This is a genomic window from Actinoplanes campanulatus, assembly GCF_014647795.1.
Classification (GTDB): domain Bacteria; phylum Actinomycetota; class Actinomycetes; order Mycobacteriales; family Micromonosporaceae; genus Actinoplanes; species Actinoplanes campanulatus.
Window position 1 is genome coordinate 267,092 of the sequence record NZ_BMPW01000013.1, and the last position, 16,997, is coordinate 284,088.

Sequence of the window (16,997 nt, forward strand, 5' to 3'; positions counted from 1 at the left end):
GCTCACGCTAACCGTGATCGTCCCGCCGCGCGATGGGAAGCCCGGCCGGATCGACCGCCCGGCATTTTTCGGCCGGCGGTCTGGCACTATTGCCGGATGCTCCAGACCGCCAGACCCCTCCGTGCCGTCCTGGGCGCCGCCTGCGCCCTGGTCCTGGCGGCCGGGTGCAGCTCCTCGGACGACCCCGACGAGAGCCTGATCACCGCCACCACCATGCGCGGCGCGTTCCTGCAGCCCACCGAGATCGGCCCGGCCTGGGCGGCCCCGCAGGAGAGCGCGAGCCCGCAGCAGATGGTCAGCTTCTGCGGCGGCACGAGCACGCCACCGCAAGCTCCGCCGGGCGCCGAGGTGGTGACGTCGTCGGCCGCCGACGAGGGGGAGAAGGGCGCGCAGACCCTCCACCAGACCGCTCTCGTCTTCGCCGACGAGGCGAGCGCGAAAGCCGGCCAGGAGCTGCTCCGGGTGGTCGCCAACCAGTGCCCGCCCTCGGCGAGCGTGGCGGCGGTGCAGACCGCCGACCGCAACGAGCCCGCCTACACCGAGACGGCCGAGGTGCGCGATCTCAATGAGGGCGCCTGGTCCGGGTTCGTGATCGTCCGCCACAAGCTGTACGAGTCGGAGCACCCCGGCACCGCCGACACCGCCGTGTCCGTGCTGCGCACCCGCAATGTGGTGCTCGTCGGCACGTACGCGATCTACCGGCTGGAGAACAGCACTCCGTCCCCGGGCTTCGAGGCCGACTGGCAGCGGCTGGTCGGTTCGGTCGTGCAGCGGGTGGGATAGACACACGGACAAACGTCGTCTAATGTTCGCGGTGCGCCGTTGCGAGTTCTTCCCCCGTGGAATTCGCAGCGGCGCCCTTACTTCTGCCGGGTTTTTCGCCGCCGTGCGCGTTGCTGCGCGGAGAGGGCGCGTACCGAGCAGACATCTCCGTACCCGTGTGGAAAAGTCCACGGGACTGTTAACTATTCACTCCGGACGTGCTTAGCCTTACGAATCCCAGGGCAGGACTTGGTATCCGCCGCGGATTCTTCACCGGAGGTATGGGCATGAAGTTCGTCTACGACTTCGCCGAGGGCAACAAGGACCTCAAAGATCTGCTGGGTGGCAAGGGCGCCAATCTCGCGGAGATGACCAACCTGGGCCTGCCCGTGCCCCCCGGCTTCACGATCACCACCGAAGCCTGTCAGCAGTACCTGCGCAACGGCACCCACGTCGACGGCCTCGCCGCCGAGATCGACGCGCATCTCGCCGCGCTCGAAGCCGGGATGGGCCGCCGCCTCGGCGACCCGGCCGACCCCCTCCTCGTGTCGGTCCGCTCCGGCGCGAAGTTCTCCATGCCGGGCATGATGGAGACCGTCCTCAACGTGGGGCTCAACGACGAGTCGGTGGCCGGGCTGTCCCGTCAGGCCGGGGGCAACGACCGGTTCGCGTGGGACTCGTACCGGCGTCTCATCCAGATGTTCGGCAAGACCGTGTGCGAGGTGCCCGGCCACGAGTTCGAGGACGCGCTGCACGAGGCCAAGGTCGCCAAGGGTGTGCGCGACGACGTCCAGCTCGGCGCCGACGACCTGCGGGAGCTCGTCACCGCGTACAAGAAGGTCTTCGCCAAGCACACCGGGCACGAGTTCCCGCAGGACCCGCGCGAGCAGCTCGACCTCGCCGTCGAGGCGGTCTTCCGGTCGTGGAACGCCGACCGCGCCGTCCTCTACCGCCGCCAGGAGCGCATCCCCGCCGACCTGGGCACCGCCGTCAACGTGGTCGCCATGGTCTTCGGCAACCTCGGCGCCGACTCCGGCACCGGCGTCGCCTTCACCCGCGACCCGGCCACCGGCGAGCCGGGCGTCTACGGCGACTACCTGGCCAACGCGCAGGGTGAGGACGTGGTCGCCGGCATCCGCAACACGCTTCCGCTGGCCGACCTGGAACGGCTCGACCCCGATTCCTACGCCGAGCTGATGCGCATCATGGCCACTCTGGAGGGCCACTACCGCGACCTGTGCGACATCGAGTTCACCATCGAGCGCGGCAAACTGTGGATGCTGCAGACCCGCGTCGGCAAGCGCACCGCGGCCGCCGCCTTCACCATCGCCGCCCAGCTCGTCGACGAGGGCGTCATCGACCTCGACGAGGCCCTCACCCGGGTCTCCGGCGCGCAGCTCGCCCAGCTCATGTTCCCCCGATTCGATCTCTCCTCTTCTTTCGAGGCGATCACACGGGGCGTGGGCGCCTCCCCGGGCGCCGCCTTCGGACAGGTCGTCTTCACCTCGCAGCGGGCCGTCGAAGTGGCCGCGTCCGGCGCGCCCGTCATCCTGGTCCGGCGCGAGACCAACCCCGACGACCTGCCCGGCATGATCGCCGCCAACGGCATCCTGACCAGCCGCGGCGGCAAGACGTCACACGCCGCCGTTGTCGCTCGCGGCATGGGCAAGACCTGCGTCTGCGGCGCCGACGAGATGGAGGTGGGCCGCGACTCCTTCACCATCGGCTCGCAGACCGTCCGCGAGGGCGACACGATCTCCATCGACGGCAGCACCGGCCGCGTCTACCTCGGTGAGGTCCCGGTCCGGCCCAGCGAGGTCGTCCAGTACTTCGAGGGCGACCTGGACCCGTCGAACGCCAACGATCCGCTGGTCGCGGCGGTGCACCGGATCCTCACGCACGCCGACTCCGCACGCCGGCTCAAGGTGCGCACCAACGCCGACACCGGGCTCGACGCCGCCCGCGCCCGCCGTTTCGGGGCGCAGGGCATCGGCCTGTGCCGCACCGAGCACATGTTCCTCGGCGACCGGCGGGAACTCGTCGAACGCCTGATCCTGGCCCGCAACGAGGTCGAACGCAACGACGCCCTCGCCGCCCTCCAGCCGCTCCAGCGCGCCGACTTCCTGGAGATCTTCCGGGAGATGAACGGGCTGCCCGTCACCATCCGGCTCATCGACCCGCCGCTGCACGAGTTCCTGCCCTCGCTGGAGGAACTCGCCGTCAAGGTCGCCGTCGCGCACGAACACGGCCGGCACGTCGAGCACGACGAGCAACTGCTCGCCGCCGTCCGCCGGATGCACGAGCAGAACCCGATGCTGGGGCTGCGCGGCGTACGCCTCGGCCTGGTCATCCCCGGCCTGTTCGCCATGCAGGTCCGCGCCATCGCCGAGGCCGCCGTCGCACTCGCCGCCGAAGGCGGCCGGCCCCGCCCCGAGATCATGGTCCCGCTGGTCGGCGCCGTCCAGGAACTGGAGACGGTCCGCGCCGAAGCCGAGAAGATCATCGCCGCGACCGTCGGCGACTCCGGCGTCGACATCCTGATCGGTACCATGATCGAGGTCCCGCGCGCGGCCCTCACCGCCGGCCAGATCGCCGAAGCCGCCGAGTTCTTCTCCTTCGGCACCAACGACCTCACCCAGATGGGCTGGGGATTCTCCCGCGACGACGTCGAAGGCGCCTTCTTCTGGCGCTACCTCGAACTCGGCATCTTCGGCATCAGCCCCTTCGAATCCATCGACACCGACGGCGTCGGCCGCCTCGTGAAGATCGCCGCCGACGAGGGCCGTGCCGCCCGCCCCGGCCTCAAACTGGGCGTCTGCGGCGAGCACGGTGGCGACCCCGACTCGGTCCACTTCTTCCACGAGGTCGGGCTCGACTACGTGTCATGCTCGCCCTTCCGGGTGCCGATCGCCCGCCTGGAGGCCGGCCGGGCGGCCATCGAATCCGAGGGATCCGATCACCGCTGACCTCTACTCACTCAGCCGGGCGGTGGGTGCGGCTCCGGTCGCATCCACCGCCCAACCCCATTTCCGGTACGCACGTCGCCGCCCTCCGAGCGCACCTTCCCCGTCCTGCCGGTTCCACGCGACCCACTGCCGTCCCCGGCCTGTGCCGCGACTTCCGGGCCGAGTTGCCGTCCGGCGGGCAATCGATCCATTCGCCCTGGTAGATCTTGGGTTATCGGATACATCCGGACAGCCGCGATCGCTCAAGATCGTGCTGTCGGCGACGACTGCCCAAGATCTACATCGGTGCTCACGGATGAATCGAACGGCTCGTTTTCGCGGCGAAGGTGGGGCGACACGCGAACAGGCGACTCGACGTCGACGCCGGGCGACAACCGAGACGGAGACTCTCAGGGCTGTCTCACCTGTCTCGAAAGAGCCCTGAGGACCAGCCGTTGAGATCCACAAGGTCGTCAATCCCCGACCCGGGGCCTGACCGGGTGGCTCCTTGCCCGGCGAGCCGGGGTGCGGGCCGCCCTTCTCCGGTCTCCACCCACCCGCGTTCACGCGTTCGCCGAGACAAGCGCTGCCGGCGAGCGGACTCCGGGCCGCCGGGGCGTGGGGTCAACTGGTTGCCGAGAGAGCGTAGAAGAGGGGGATACGTGGGGCGTCGTCGGGGAGGCGCCAGAAGCCGGTGCCGGTGGGGCGCATGTGGGGCCAGCGTGGCCAGGGGATCTCGTCGCTCTCGTGCAGGGAGCGGATGGTCAGACCGGCCCGGACCAGGGAGGTCACCACCTCGCCCAGGCCGTGGGACCACTCGTGGCTGACGGTGGCCTCGGTCAGGGGCGGGCCGTCGGTGTAGGTGCGGGTGGCGTCGAGCTCAGCGGCGCCACGGCCGGCGAGATAGTCCTTGCGGAGCAGCAGCGACTGGTCGCCGGGGTCGCGCGGGACCAGGCCGATCGACTGGAGCAATGGGTGGAACTCGACTACGTACAGTAATCCGCCGGGCTTCAAGAGTTGCTTGATCACACCGGCCCAGTGATCCAGGTCCGGTAGGTAGCAGAGGGCGCCCTTGCCGGTGTAAACCAGGTCGAAACTACGGCCGGGCAGGGCCTCTGCGGCGTCGTACACGTTGGCGTGGACGTATTCGATCGGGAGGCCGGCGTCGGCGGCCAGCTTGCGCGCTGTCCGGACGGAGGCGCTGGACAAGTCGAGGCCGATCACGGAGCGTGCGCCCCGGCGCGCGAACGCGGCGGTCTCGGTGCCGAGGTGGCACTGGAGGTGCAGGACATCACGGCCGGTCAGGTCGCCCATGTCGGACCACTCGTAGTCGGCGAACCAGCTCTCCGGGTCGCGACCGGCCACGTCGTAGAACCGGCTCGCGGCGTGGATGGGGGTGCGCTCGTCCCAATTCGCCTCGATGGCGGCCATGCGATCGCGGGTCGCGTCGTCGAAGGTCATCGGACTCCTTTCAGGACCGCGATTCCGCCGGGTGGGACCCCGCGGGTCTCGCTTCGGTCCGGCCGGTGCCGAGCCGGCCGCTCCGTGGGTTCGGATGGCCGGGGCTGGTTCGGGTTTGCCGGTCGGGGTCGGCGTTGTCGTGGGTTCGGATGGTCGGGGCTGGTTCGGGTTCGTCGGTCGGGCCGGCGTTGGGTGGGTTCGGACGGCCAGGGCCGGTTCGGGCTCGTAGGTCGGGGTCGGCGTTTCGCGGGCGCTGTGGGGGCGGGGTCAGCCGCCGGCGTCGGGGTAGGCGCCGTCGATCACCGAGGGTGGCCTTGCGCCGGGTGGGGTGGCGCAGGCGAACGCGCTGGTCACGGCCCGGTGCAGGTCGTGGGCGATGCGTGGGCCGGCGGAGGCGAGCAGTTCGGTGACGGCGTGTTCCAGGACGGCCGCGGCGGTCGGCCAGTCGGCGACGGCGGCGGCGCTCAGGTGACGGGCGGCCTCGGCCGGGCGATGCCGGAAGAGCAGCGTCGACAGCTCGGGAACCGGTGGGCCGGCGGCTGCCAGCACGGCCTGCGGGGTGGCGTAGGCGGCGCCGGCCAGGACCGCGAGCGGATCGGTGTAACCGGCGTCGGCCAGGATGAGCAGGGCCTCGCGGTCGTCGCGGGCGGTGGCCTCGGCGCGGACCCGGCCGGCCAGGGCCGCGACGATCGGGGTGTCGGCGTTGTGGCGGACGATCCCCGCATACGCCGGCAGGCGGGCCGGATCGAGCGGGGCGGGCACCGGCTCCGGGGTCAGGTCGTCGGCCCCCAGCTGGTGGGCGCGGACGGTGCGCGCGGTGATCCGGGCGTGCAGGCGGTAGACCGGGTCGGCGACCGGCAGCTCCGGACCGCCGAGGATCTGCTCGTTGGCGGAGACGACCGCCGCCGCCACGGCGCTGCTGCTCGACGGGGTCTGCCGGATGGTGTTGTGCGCGTGGGCGAGAGCGGGGTCGGGCCGCCGGCCGGCCAGGCGCTGGGCGGTGTAGCGGTCGGAGGCGTCGCACGCGTAGGCCTCCCGGTAGACGGCGCACAGCCCCGGCAGCTCGGCGAGCAGGGCCAGGCCCAGGTCGGGGGCCAGCTCGAGGATGCCGATCGCGGTGTCGAACCGGGCGCGGTGATCGGGCCGCAGGTAGGCCAGGACGTCACGGTCGTGGGGCGTCGCGCCACCGGGCCAGGACCGTGACGGCATCCGGGTGATCAGGTGCCGCAGCCGGGACCAGGCATGGGCCTCACCCTCCAGGTCGTGGACCCGGACGGCGGCGCGGACCAGGGCGCAGTGGGCGACGGCGGCCTCGCCGGGATCCTCGATCAGGGTGGCCAGGGCGGTCGCGGTGTGGCGGTCGGTGGGCGCCAGGTGGGTGACGAAGACGCGCAGGAGGCGGGCCAGCGAATGCGGGTTGCCCGGGTGGGGTGGCGCCGGGAGCAGGGAGCGGGGCAGGTCGGCGGGCGTGGTGAACAGGTGACGGCGGGGGTCGGCGGGCTGCTCGCTCCGGCGCGGGCCCGGGGCGGCCGGGGTGGCGAGAAGGCCCCGGAGCACGCTCAGGTGGAGGATCCGCGGCAGGTCGGCCCCGGCGCCGAGGACGGTCGCCAGGGCGTCGTCGAGCAGGCGCCGGAAGTGGTCGTCGGAGCCGTTGCGAGTGTGCAGGGACAGCCGCAGCGTGCGGTCGAGGATGGTCACGCCGTGATCTTCGGTCGCGGTCACGGGTCCTCCGATCGATGTTTGTGCCTGCCGGTCTGCTGCGGGAATGCTACCGGCCGGGTACGACAAGTCACGGTCCGTCGCGGTCTCGGCCGGGTGGAGCGGAGCCGATCGGGCCGAAAACGTCAGGGGGCGGGTCTAGGTTCGAGGGGATCGCGAATTCGACGACGATGGAGTTTCAGATGACGTCCCGGCTCAACCCGTACATCGCGTTCAGCGGAAACGCGCGTGAGGCCATCGAGTTCTACCAGTCGATCTTCGGTGGTGACCTGACGTTGCACACGTTCGGCCAGTTCGGCGCGCCCGATCCGTCCATCGCCGACCAGGTGATGCACGCTCAACTCGAGACGCCGCAGGGCTACACCCTGATGGTGTCCGACACCCCGCCGGGCATGAGCCACACCCCGGGCGACAACGTCACCGTCAGCCTCAGCGGCACGGACGGTGACGAGTTGCGCAAGGCCTGGGCGGGGCTCTCGGCGGGCGGCACGATCAACATGCCGCTGGAGAAGCAGATGTGGGGCGACGAGTTCGGTCAGCTGGTCGACCGGTTCGGCATCCCATGGATGGTCAACATCGTCGGGGCAGGCTGACGGCCCCGTGGACGGCTCCGGTGACGCCGGGGCCGTCCACGGCCGGAGTTCAGGCGGCGGCGGCTTCCGCAAACTCGGGGATGGGCCGGAGACCGGGCGGTTACCCTTCCAAATCTCGCGGATGGGCCCGAGGCCGGGCGGTAACGCTTCCAGAATCTCGCGGATGGGCCGGAGGTCAGGCGGCGGCCGCGGCTTCCAGGACCTCGCGGATGGGCTGGAGGGCGGCGAGCACCTTCGGCAGCCCGTCCTCCCACAGCTCGGCCCACTCGGAGTCGTCGCCGGCCACCCGGTCCAGGGCGCGCAGGGCCAGGGCGGGCAGGTCGTCCGGCAGGTCGAGGGTGCCGCCCTCGATGAGGAAATCCGGGGCGTACGCCGTGGTCAGCGCCGTGCCGCCGGGCAGCAGAGACGCGATCACGGCCGCCGCGGCGACGGCCTCGTCGCCGGTGTCCACCTGGAGGTATTCGCCTTCGTGCAGAACCTCCTCGAGGGTCCTGCGGATCAGGGCGGCACGCTCGCCGGGGGCGGCCTCGTGCAGGTCGCCGCTCCAGTCGGCGGCGTTGTCGTTGTCGAATGGCCCGATGCCCCAGGCGCCCATTCATGTCCTCCGATGTCATTCGTGGCGTCGCGTCCGGGAGATGATCACATGTTCTTCGGCGACTCCGATGGTGACGGTGTGACGTCACAATGAGTGACTATTAGGTGCCGCGCATACTCCCTGTCACTCTTCCGACAAGGATCTCGGAGGAGTGTCCCGGATGGTGCGACGGAATGGCGTTCCCGCTGCTCAGAAATAGTGGGAAGGGGCACGCGTGGCCGATGGATTTTGGGGCTAATGACCAATCTTCGGGTGGCTGGTCCACTGTGGTGGCCGACACGAAACGCAATTCTCGGGGTGACTGTGTGATCACAGTCGTGCTTAGACTCCCGGAGAAATCGACATCGAGCGAGCCGGGGGGCTCGTGCGCCGCCGTGCGGCCATGATGTTGCTTGAGGGGGAGAGCGACGTGACGGTCGACCGGCCGATCCGTGAGTGAAACGGCCTGATCATTCCGGACCCAGGGGTTTACCGACTGGACGAAGCCCACAAGAGGATCGGCTTCGAGGCACAGCACATGATGGTCAGCCCGATCCGGGGCGAATTCGCGAAAGGCAGCGCGACGATCGTGGTGGCGGGGGATCCGCTGCGGTCGTCGATCACCGCGACCATTCGGGCGGACTCCATCAACACCCACAATTCGGAGCGGGACGCGCACCTGTCCAGCCCGGATTTTCTGGATGTACGGCGTTATCCGACACTGGCGTACCGCAGCACCGGCATCGTCTGGGAATCGGACAGTGATCCGATCTTCCACTGGGCCCGGCTGCGCAACAATCCGCTCGGCCGCCGGGGGACCACCGCCGATCTGCCGCCCGCGGCGACCCGGGCCTCCGGCCGTTTCGTGGTCAAGGGCTGTCTGACGGTCAAGAACGTGAGCCGGCAGATCGACATGCACCTGGAGTTCGGTGGGGCCCGCCGCGATCCGTACGGCCGGGAGATCTTCGGATTCAGCGCCACCGCCGAGATCGACCGCGAGGACTACGGCCTGGTCTGGAACGTGATGCTGGAGGCGGGCGGCGTCCTGGTCGGCAAGAAGATCCGTATCGAGATCGCCGGCGAGGCCATCCGCGACTCCTGACCGGGCCCGGGAGCCCGGGCGGCCCGGGACCAGGCCAGCTCAAGACCAGGCTGGCCCGGCAGCAGGCCGCCCGGGAGCCCGATCCGCCCGGGAGCCCGAGCGGATCGGGCCCCACGGGCGAGCGGGACTCACTCGTCGAAGGGGTTGGGCTCCTCGTCGAAGAAGTCGTATTCGGCGTATCCGGGATCGGCCTCGGGCTCCGGCCCGTTGTGGAGGCCGGAGGCCCGCCCGCCCGACGCCCGGGTGGACTGGCGCGGAGGCCGGGCACCCGACGATCCGGCGGTGCCGCCGGAACCCGGGCCGGCGGCACGACCCGAACCCCGATCGGTGAAAGAGGGAGCCGAGGCCGGGCCGGAAGCGGGGGCCGCAGTGGGGCCGGGAGCGGGGGCCGGGGCGGATCCGGAGAGGTCGGCCGCGGCGGTGTCCGGCAGGGGCTCGCCGCGGACCACGGCCAGGACCTGGTCACCGAACTTGGTGAGCTTGCTCTGGCCGACCCCGCTCACCGTCCCGAGCTGGTCCAGCGAGGTGGGCGCCAGAGCCGCGACGGCCCGCAGCGTGGCGTCGTGGAAGATGACGTACGCCGGGACGCCCTGCTCCTTGGCGGTGGCGCCGCGCCAGGTCCGCAACCGCTCGAAGAGACCCACCGCCTCCCCGGAGAGATCAACCGGCGCGGCGGCGGCCGCCTTGGTCGCGGCCCGGGAGGAGGACCGGGCCGCCCGTGGCGCCGCCACCTCACGGCGCATCAACAGTTTCCGCTCCCCGCGCAGCACCTCACCGCTGCGCGCGGTCAGCGTGATCGTCTGGTGGGCGGGCTCGACGGCCAGGAAGTCGCCGGCCAGCAGCTGCCGCACCACGTTGCGCCACTCGACCTCGCTCAGGTCGGCGCCGATCCCGAAGACGGTCAGCTGGTCGTGGCGGAACCGGCTCACCTTGTCGGTGCGCTTGCCGAGCAGGATGTCGATGCTCTGCTGGGCGCCGAACCGCTGTCCCCGCTCCTTGTGCAGCCGGTACACCGTGGACAGCAGTTTCTGCGCGGGCACCGTGCCGTCCCACGACTCCGGCGGGTTGAGGCAGCTGTCGCAGTTGCCGCACGCCTTCTCGAAGGTCTCGCCGAAGTACTGGAGGATCTGCGCCCGCCGGCAGGTGACGCTCTCGCACAGGGCCAGCATGGCGTCCAGGTGGCGGGCGGCGTTGCGCCGGAACGCCAGGTCACCCTCGGAGCCCTCGATCATGCGGCGCTGCTGCATCACGTCCTGCAACCCGTACGCCAGCCAGGCCGTCGACGGCAACCCGTCCCGCCCGGCGCGCCCGGTCTCCTGGTAATACCCCTCCAGTGACTTCGGCAGGTCCAGGTGTGCGACGAAGCGGACGTCCGGCTTGTCGATGCCCATGCCGAAGGCGATGGTGGCGACCATGACGAGCCCGTCCTCGCGCAGGAAGCGCGACTGGTTCTCGAAGCGGGTCCGCGCGTCGAGGCCGGCGTGGTACGGCAGCGCCGGAATCCCGTTCTGGGAGAGGAACTCGGCGTGCTTCTCCACCGACGCGCGGGACAGGCAGTAGACGATCCCGGAGTCGCCGGCGTGCTCGGTGCGCAGCAGGTCGAGCAGCTGACGGGACGGGTTGTTCTTGGGCACGATCCGGTACTGGATGTTGGGCCGGTCGAAACTGGCGGTGAAGTGCCGCGCGTCGGTGAGCTGGAGCCGGGTGGCGATCTCGTCGCGGGTGGCCGGGGTGGCGGTGGCGGTCAGCGCGATCCGCGGCACGTCCGGCCAGCGCTCGTGCAGCATCGACAGGGCCAGGTAGTCGGGCCGGAAGTCGTGGCCCCACTGCGACACGCAGTGCGCCTCGTCGATGGCGAACAGCGAAATCCTCCCCCGGTCGAGGAGCCGCTGCACACCGGCCGTGCCCAGGCCCTCGGGCGCCACGTAGAGCAGGTCGAGCTCGCCGGCCACGAACTCGGCCTCGACGACGCGCCGCTCCTGCAGGTCCTGCGAGGAGTTCAGGAAGTTCGCCCGGACGCCCAGGGTGCGCAGCGCGTCGACCTGGTCCTGCATGAGCGCGATCAATGGGGAGACCACCACGCCGGTGCCGGGCCGGACCAGCGCGGGGATCTGGTAGCACAGCGACTTGCCGCCGCCGGTGGGCATCAGCACGAGGGCGTCGCCGCCGCCGATGACGTGTTCGACGATGTCGCCCTGCTGCCCACGGAACGACGGGTAGCCGAAGACCCGGTTGAGGGCGTCGGTGGCGCTGGACACGGAAAGCGAGGGGGCCGAAGTCACCCCGCGAAGTCTAGAGAGCCGAACGGATGATCGGATTCACCCTGTGGATGACGGGAGACCGACCAGGTCGAGAATCCGCTGAGCCGGGGAACCGGTGGCCGCGACCAGGACGAGCGGCGCCTTGTCGTCGTGGTGGCTCTCGGCGACCTGGTGCAGCGCGGACACCCCGGCGCTGGCCAGATGGCTGACCCCGGACAGGTCGACGGTCATCGGCACGGTGCCGCCCCGGCTGCGGCGCAGCAGCTCCTGCCGGACCTGCTGCGCCGACGCGGCATCGACGGGGCCGTCCAGGCGGACCCGGGCCTCATTCCCACCGGGCAGCTCGGCGATGGTGAGCTCGGTGGCGCGGGGCACGACGACGGCCGCCTCGTCGAAGCGGACCAGCAGCCGGGCCGGGCGGGCCAGCGGGTGCCGGACGGTGGCGACGGTGCCGTCGGCGCCCGGCTCGACCCGCAGGCTGCGCATCAGCTGGGCGGTGAGCGCCAGGCCCCGGCCGCGAGCCGGCTGCCGTTGCGGCGCCTGCCAGCCGCCGTGGTCGGTGACCGTCACCTCGACCGTGCCGGTGCGGTCCAGCCCGGCCCGGATCCCGACGACGTCGCGGCGGGGGTCGCCGCCGTACCCGTGCTCGATCGCGTTGGTGGCCAGCTCCCCGACGGCGTGCTGGAGGGCGAAGACGTCGTGTTCGGCCGCACCGATCTCGGTCAGCCAGTCGGCCAGCCGGCCGCGGGCGCCGCGCAGCGCCGACGCCTCCGCGGGCAGATCGATCGTCAGTTCCGGTACGGCCGGGACACGCTGGGCGGCCAGCAACGTGATGTCGTCGGCGTGCCCACCGGTACGGACCAGCAGCTCCAGCGTCTGGGTGCAGACCCGCTCGGCGGCCGTCTCCGGGTCCCGTAGCGCCCGCCCGGCCGCCGCGTCCGCCGCCACGTGCGCCAGTTCGGCGGCACTGTCCAGGGTGCCGTCGCGCCCGCTGCCGGGCCGTTCCAGGATCCCGTCGGTGTAGAGAAGCAGCAGGTCGCCCTCGGCGAGCCGTTCGGTGCGGACCGGGAACGTTCCGCCGGTGCCGAGCGGGACGCCCCACGTGCCGGGCAGGTAGCGGGCGTCGCGGCCGGCCGGGATGAGCAGCGGCGCCGGATGGCCGGCCGTGCAGTACGACAGCTCCCCGGTGGCCGCGTCGAAGACGGCCAGGCACACCGTCGCCGCGTACGCCGCCCGGACCCGCCCGGCGAACCGGTCCGCGGCGGCCAGCGCCTCGGAGATGCCGGCCCCGGCGTCGAGCCGTTCCTGGAGCACCGCCCGCAGCTGTCCCATCACTCCGGAGGCGGTGACCCCGTGCCCCACCACGTCGCCGACCACCAGCGCGACCCGCCCGTCCGGCCGGGCCACCACGTCGAACCAGTCGCCGCCGGCCGCCGTGTCCGCGTCGGCGAGCAGATAGCTGGCCGCCACCTGCAACCCCGGCAGCACCGGCAGCCCGGCCGGCAGCAGCTCCCGTTGCAGGGCGTTTATCACGTCCCGGCTCTGCTCGTAGCGGCGGCGCAGCCGGTCCGCCTCGGCCTCGGCGGCCAGCCGGGTGCGGGCCAGCTCGGTGACGTCGAACCCGGCCCCGATGACGCCACGGCGCCGGCCGTCCGCGTCCAGCCACGGCACGATCGTGAACGTCGCGAACATCTCCAGCGCCGACCCGTCGGGCTGGTCGATGTGGGTCCGCCACTGCCGCCCGATGACCGGCTCCCCGGTGCGGTACACCTCGTGGTAGGCGTCCACATACTGCTGTCCGGCCAGGTCGGCGATGACCTCCCGGATCGGGCGGCCCAGGATGTCGCGCCCGGGCAGGACGGCACGGGTCGCCGCGTTGCACGCCACCAGCAGCAGGTCCGGCCCCTCGCACACGGCGACGATGAAGGGCAGCTGATCGACCGCGGCCATCATCGCGTCGAGCTCACCGGCATCCGGTACGTTCACGCTCGTCACCATGCCATCGTGCCGGACCCGCCGCTAGAAGGCGCCGAACGTCACTCGGCCAGGGGCAGATCGATGGTGTGGGCGGTGTGCGACGCCTTGACGCTCAGGTAGCGGACGTTGGCCGCGGACAGGTGCACCCCGGTCGGGATCCGCTGAGTGACGTCGATCCCCAGGTCGGCGAGCTGGCCGGCCTTGTCCGGGTTGTTGCTGAGCAGCCGCACCCGGTCGACACCGAGGGCGAGCAGCATCTGCGCGGCCGCCGTGTAGTCGCGCTCGTCCTCGCCCCGCCCCAGCGCCACGTTCGCCTGGTAGGTGTCGAGGCCGTCGTCCTGGAGCGCGTACGCGTCGAGTTTCGCGTACAGGCCGATGCCGCGGCCCTCCTGGCGCAGGTAGAGCAGGAAACCGCCCTGCTCGGCGATCCGTTCGACGGCCTCGCGCAGCTGCGGACCGCAGTCGCAGCGCTGGCTGCCGAAGACGTCGCCGGTGAGGCACTCGCTGTGCGGCCGGACCAGTGGGGCACGTCCACCGGCCGCCGACTTGGTCAGGGCCCGTTGCCAGTCGCCGAGGCCGAGCGCCAGATGTTCCTTGCCGTCGTCCAGCCCGTCGAAGGTCATCACCCGGGCCGTCGTCGCGTAGCCGTCGGGGAAACGCAGCGGCACGGTGACCTGACGGCGAATGCTCGCCTTGGCAACCGTCATATGCATGGCCGTGGCCTCGAACATCGGTCCTCCTCGTTGGTTCCCGCCGTGCTCGGCGACGTCAGATGCACTGCCCGGAGATCGGCCCTCGCACACAGCGGATTATGGTGAGGAACAATCCCGGGAGGCGTCATCGGTGGCTGAGCGTCCTTACACCTTGCTGAGCTGTGGCATGTCCATCGACGGTTACGTCGACGACACGACCCAGGAGCGGCTGCTCCTGTCGAACGACGCGGATTTCGACCGGGTCGACGAGGTCCGCGCCCAGTGCGACGCGATCCTGGTCGGCGCCGGCACGATCCGCCAGGACAATCCGCGGCTGCTGGTGCGCTCCGCGACCCGCCGGGCCGAGCGGATCGCCCGTGGGGAAGATCCGGACCCGGTGAAGGTCACCGTAACCGGTAGCTGCCACCTCGATCCGGGGGCGTCGTTCTTCACCACGGGGGAGTCCGCGAAGCTGGTCTACTGCGCCACGTCGACCGTGGACGAGGCCCGGAAGCTGCTGGACGACCGGGCCACCGTGGTCGACGGCGGTGACCCGGTGGACGTCCGCCGCGTCTCCGCCGACCTCGGCGCGCGCGGGATCCGCCGCCTCATGGTGGAGGGCGGCGGTCACATGCACACCCAGTTCCTCGCCGCCGGGCTCGCCGACGAGTTGCAGCTGGTGGTGGCCCCGTTCTTCGTCGGCGACTCGCGGGCGCCGCGGTTCGTCTACGACGGCGACTTCCCGTGGAGCTCCGGCAACCGGGCCACTCTCGCCGAGGTCCGCCCGATGGGTGACGTGGTGCTGCTGCGCTACGCGCTGTCCGAGCGGTTCGGCCGACCCTGAGATCAAGCCGCGACCCCGCCGGAGTAGGCGGGGCGCGCCCCCACCCGTACCGGAACCCGCCGGCCACGATCGGCCGGAAGCGGCACGATGACCGGGAGCGGCGCCATGGCCGGCGCCGGGACGACCGGGAGCGCGAGAGCCGGGACGACCGGGAGCGCCGGGGCGGCCACCGGCCGCTCGCGACGGCGCGCCACCAGGCGCAGCAGCAGGATCACCGCGCCGGGCGCCGCCGCCACGAACGCCAGGATGCCGTAGGCCACCGCGATCGTCAGACCCTGCGCCGCGCTCAGCCCGGCCGCGCCGAACGCCCACGCCATGATCCCCTCCCGGGGACCCCAGCCGCCGACGTTGACCGGCAGGCCCATCGCCAGCAGCGCGAGCAGCAGCAGCGGGGCGAGCTCCAGCAGTGACGCCGTGCTGCCCGCGGCCCGCGCCGCCACCATGAACATCGCCAGATGCCCGGCCAGCGCCGCGGCCGATGCCAGCAGCACCGCGGGCCCGTTGCGCCGCGACAGCAGACCCACGCGGATCTCGGCCATCCCGGTCCGGGCCGCGCCGGCCGCCCGGGAACGCCCACGCCGCAGCCGCCGCAGACCGGCGACGATCAGAACGCCGGCCAGCGCGACTCCCACGCTCACCGCGGCCACCCGCGCCACGTTCCCCTTCATCAGGGTCAAGACCGGCGATGGTACGGAGACGAGCACCGCGGCGCCGACCGCCAGCAGCACGACCTGCCCCGCGATCCGTTCCAGGACCACCGCCCGGACGCCGCGGCCCAGGTCACCCTCGTCCCGGCCGTGCCGGACCGCCCGGCCCACGTCGCCGAGGATCCCGCCCGGCAGCGCGGCGTTGAGGAACAGCGCCTGGTAGTAGTCGGCGGTCGCGTCCTTCAGCGACAGCCGCATGCCAAGGGCGCGCGCCACCACACACCACCGCCATGCGGTCAGCACCGTGGTCGCCGCGCCGATCCCCAGCGCCGCCGCCAGCGCGCCCGTGTCGAGCACACGCAATCCGTCCAGGAACGCGCCGGTCCCGAACCGCCACAGGACCAGTGCCAGGATCCCGGCACCGCCCAGCAGTTTCAGCCAGGTCCAGATCGATCGCGTCACGTCCATCGTCCCCTCGTAGCCTTCGAGGACTAGTACGCCCGACCGGCGGCTTAAGGTTCAGCTGAAGATCGCTAAAACATCCTGGTGTCCCACGGACGCGTGCGGTAGCGACGCCAGACGCCGTTCCACGTAGTCGCCGACCGGCAGACCGGGCCGCTCTTCGAGGGCCGCCGCCACCCAGCCGCGCAGCCACTCGGCGGTCAGCGCGGGCAGCGCCGGACCCAGCCGCCACGGGCTCGGCCGGACGATCACCCGGGCGCCCGCCTTCTCGAACGCCGCGACCGCCACCTTCGGCGCGTCCGGCCCGAGCAGCCGGCGGCCACCCTCGGCGCGCCGCTGGTGCTCGTTGAACGCCGCCTCGATCTCCGCGTCGAGGGGGTCGTCCGGCGCGAGCCGCACCTCGCCGGTCACCGACAGCGTGAACAGTGCCGCCACCCTCGCCTCGGCGCACACCGCGGCCAGCCGCTCCACCTCCGCGGCGGTCAGCAGGTCCAGCAACGCCGAACACGTCACCAGGTCGGTGCCGGCCAGGTCGGCGGCGGTCAGCTCGGTCACGTCACGGCGCTGGGTGCTGACGGTCACCCCGTCGGGCATGTCCCCGGCGGCCCGCAGCAGCAGCGCCGGGTCCCGGTCCGTCATGATCCAGTGCTGGGGCAGCGGCAGCCGCGGGGACAGCCACCGCCCCAGCGAGCCGGTCCCGCAGCCCAGGTCGCGCACCGTCCGGACCGGTCCGGGCAGTTCCCCGATCAGCTCGGCGGCCCGGGCGGCCGCGTCGGCGGGCTCGCGCAGCGCCAGCCAGGCCGCGCTGAAGTCACCCTCGCCGTCGCCGCTGATCGGCGCGGCCCGCTCGTGCGCCGCACCGCGCGGCCCGGCCCCACTGATCGGCCCACCCTCACTGAGCGTCCCGCTCCCACTGCCGGTCCCGCTCCCACTGCCGGTCCCGCTCCCACTGCCGGTC

The 16,997-nt window shown here is 71.8% G+C and carries 11 protein-coding genes and 2 pseudogenes; 5 read left to right on the top strand and 8 right to left on the bottom strand.

What is annotated here, in order from left to right:
• The first annotated feature begins 96 nt into the window (after nt 1-96).
• Together IEZ13_RS25530 and ppdK are read left to right on the top strand one after the other, a co-directional pair.
• Entirely contained in the window at nt 97-783 is a 687-nt protein-coding gene (locus tag IEZ13_RS25530) for a hypothetical protein (protein ID WP_183222234.1), read from the top strand.
• A gap of 266 nt (nt 784-1,049) precedes the next feature.
• On the top strand, nt 1,050-3,728 hold the full coding sequence (ppdK, locus tag IEZ13_RS25535; protein WP_183222235.1) for a pyruvate, phosphate dikinase: 2,679 nt from the start codon (nt 1,050-1,052) through the stop codon (nt 3,726-3,728).
• Nucleotides 3,729-4,331: 603 nt separating this feature from the next.
• On the opposite strand, the gene IEZ13_RS25540 is transcribed toward ppdK, so the two are convergent.
• Together IEZ13_RS25540 and IEZ13_RS25545 are read right to left on the bottom strand one after the other, a co-directional pair.
• Entirely contained in the window at nt 4,332-5,168 is an 837-nt protein-coding gene (locus tag IEZ13_RS25540) for a class I SAM-dependent methyltransferase (RefSeq protein WP_183222236.1), read from the bottom strand.
• Between the two features lie 267 nt (nt 5,169-5,435).
• Entirely contained in the window at nt 5,436-6,890 is a 1,455-nt protein-coding gene (locus IEZ13_RS25545; protein WP_183222237.1) for a hypothetical protein, read from the bottom strand.
• A 179-nt stretch (nt 6,891-7,069) separates the two neighbouring features.
• Between IEZ13_RS25545 and IEZ13_RS25550 the strand changes: the two genes are divergently transcribed.
• Complete coding sequence (locus tag IEZ13_RS25550; RefSeq protein WP_183222238.1) at nt 7,070-7,480, top strand: VOC family protein; 411 nt, start codon at nt 7,070-7,072, stop codon at nt 7,478-7,480.
• Nucleotides 7,481-7,655: 175 nt separating this feature from the next.
• On the opposite strand, the gene IEZ13_RS25555 is transcribed toward IEZ13_RS25550, so the two are convergent.
• On the bottom strand, nt 7,656-8,075 hold the full coding sequence (locus tag IEZ13_RS25555; protein WP_183222239.1) for a DUF4259 domain-containing protein: 420 nt from the start codon (nt 8,073-8,075) through the stop codon (nt 7,656-7,658).
• Nucleotides 8,076-8,592: 517 nt separating this feature from the next.
• On the opposite strand from IEZ13_RS25555, the gene IEZ13_RS25560 reads away from it, so the two are divergent.
• Complete coding sequence (locus tag IEZ13_RS25560) at nt 8,593-9,156, top strand: YceI family protein (protein ID WP_372441867.1); 564 nt, start codon at nt 8,593-8,595, stop codon at nt 9,154-9,156.
• Between the two features lie 443 nt (nt 9,157-9,599).
• On the opposite strand, the pseudogene recQ reads toward IEZ13_RS25560, so the two are convergent.
• The 3 genes and pseudogenes from recQ to IEZ13_RS25575 form a co-directional block, all read right to left on the bottom strand.
• Nucleotides 9,600-11,438 (bottom strand): annotated as a pseudogene (recQ, locus tag IEZ13_RS25565) (DNA helicase RecQ); the annotation flags it as partial.
• Between the two features lie 36 nt (nt 11,439-11,474).
• Nucleotides 11,475-13,403: a SpoIIE family protein phosphatase gene (locus tag IEZ13_RS25570; protein ID WP_229795009.1), complete on the bottom strand. Its 1,929-nt coding sequence runs from the start codon at nt 13,401-13,403 to the stop codon at nt 11,475-11,477.
• Nucleotides 13,404-13,453: 50 nt separating this feature from the next.
• Nucleotides 13,454-14,107 (bottom strand): GTP cyclohydrolase II, encoded by a 654-nt coding sequence (locus IEZ13_RS25575; protein ID WP_183222359.1) that lies wholly within the window; start codon nt 14,105-14,107, stop codon nt 13,454-13,456.
• 130 nt (nt 14,108-14,237) lie between these two features.
• Here IEZ13_RS25575 and IEZ13_RS25580 point away from each other — a divergent pair, with 130 nt between their 5' ends.
• The gene (locus tag IEZ13_RS25580) at nt 14,238-14,930 is read left to right on the top strand and encodes a RibD family protein (RefSeq protein ID WP_183222242.1); all 693 of its coding nucleotides are present in this window, start codon (nt 14,238-14,240) and stop codon (nt 14,928-14,930) included.
• A gap of 191 nt (nt 14,931-15,121) precedes the next feature.
• On the opposite strand, the pseudogene IEZ13_RS25585 reads toward IEZ13_RS25580, so the two are convergent.
• Together IEZ13_RS25585 and IEZ13_RS25590 are read right to left on the bottom strand one after the other, a co-directional pair.
• Nucleotides 15,122-16,045 (bottom strand): annotated as a pseudogene (locus IEZ13_RS25585) (lysylphosphatidylglycerol synthase transmembrane domain-containing protein); the annotation flags it as partial.
• A 51-nt stretch (nt 16,046-16,096) separates the two neighbouring features.
• On the bottom strand, nt 16,097-16,873 hold the full coding sequence (locus tag IEZ13_RS25590; protein WP_183222360.1) for a class I SAM-dependent methyltransferase: 777 nt from the start codon (nt 16,871-16,873) through the stop codon (nt 16,097-16,099).
• Between the last annotated feature and the right edge of the window lie 124 nt (nt 16,874-16,997).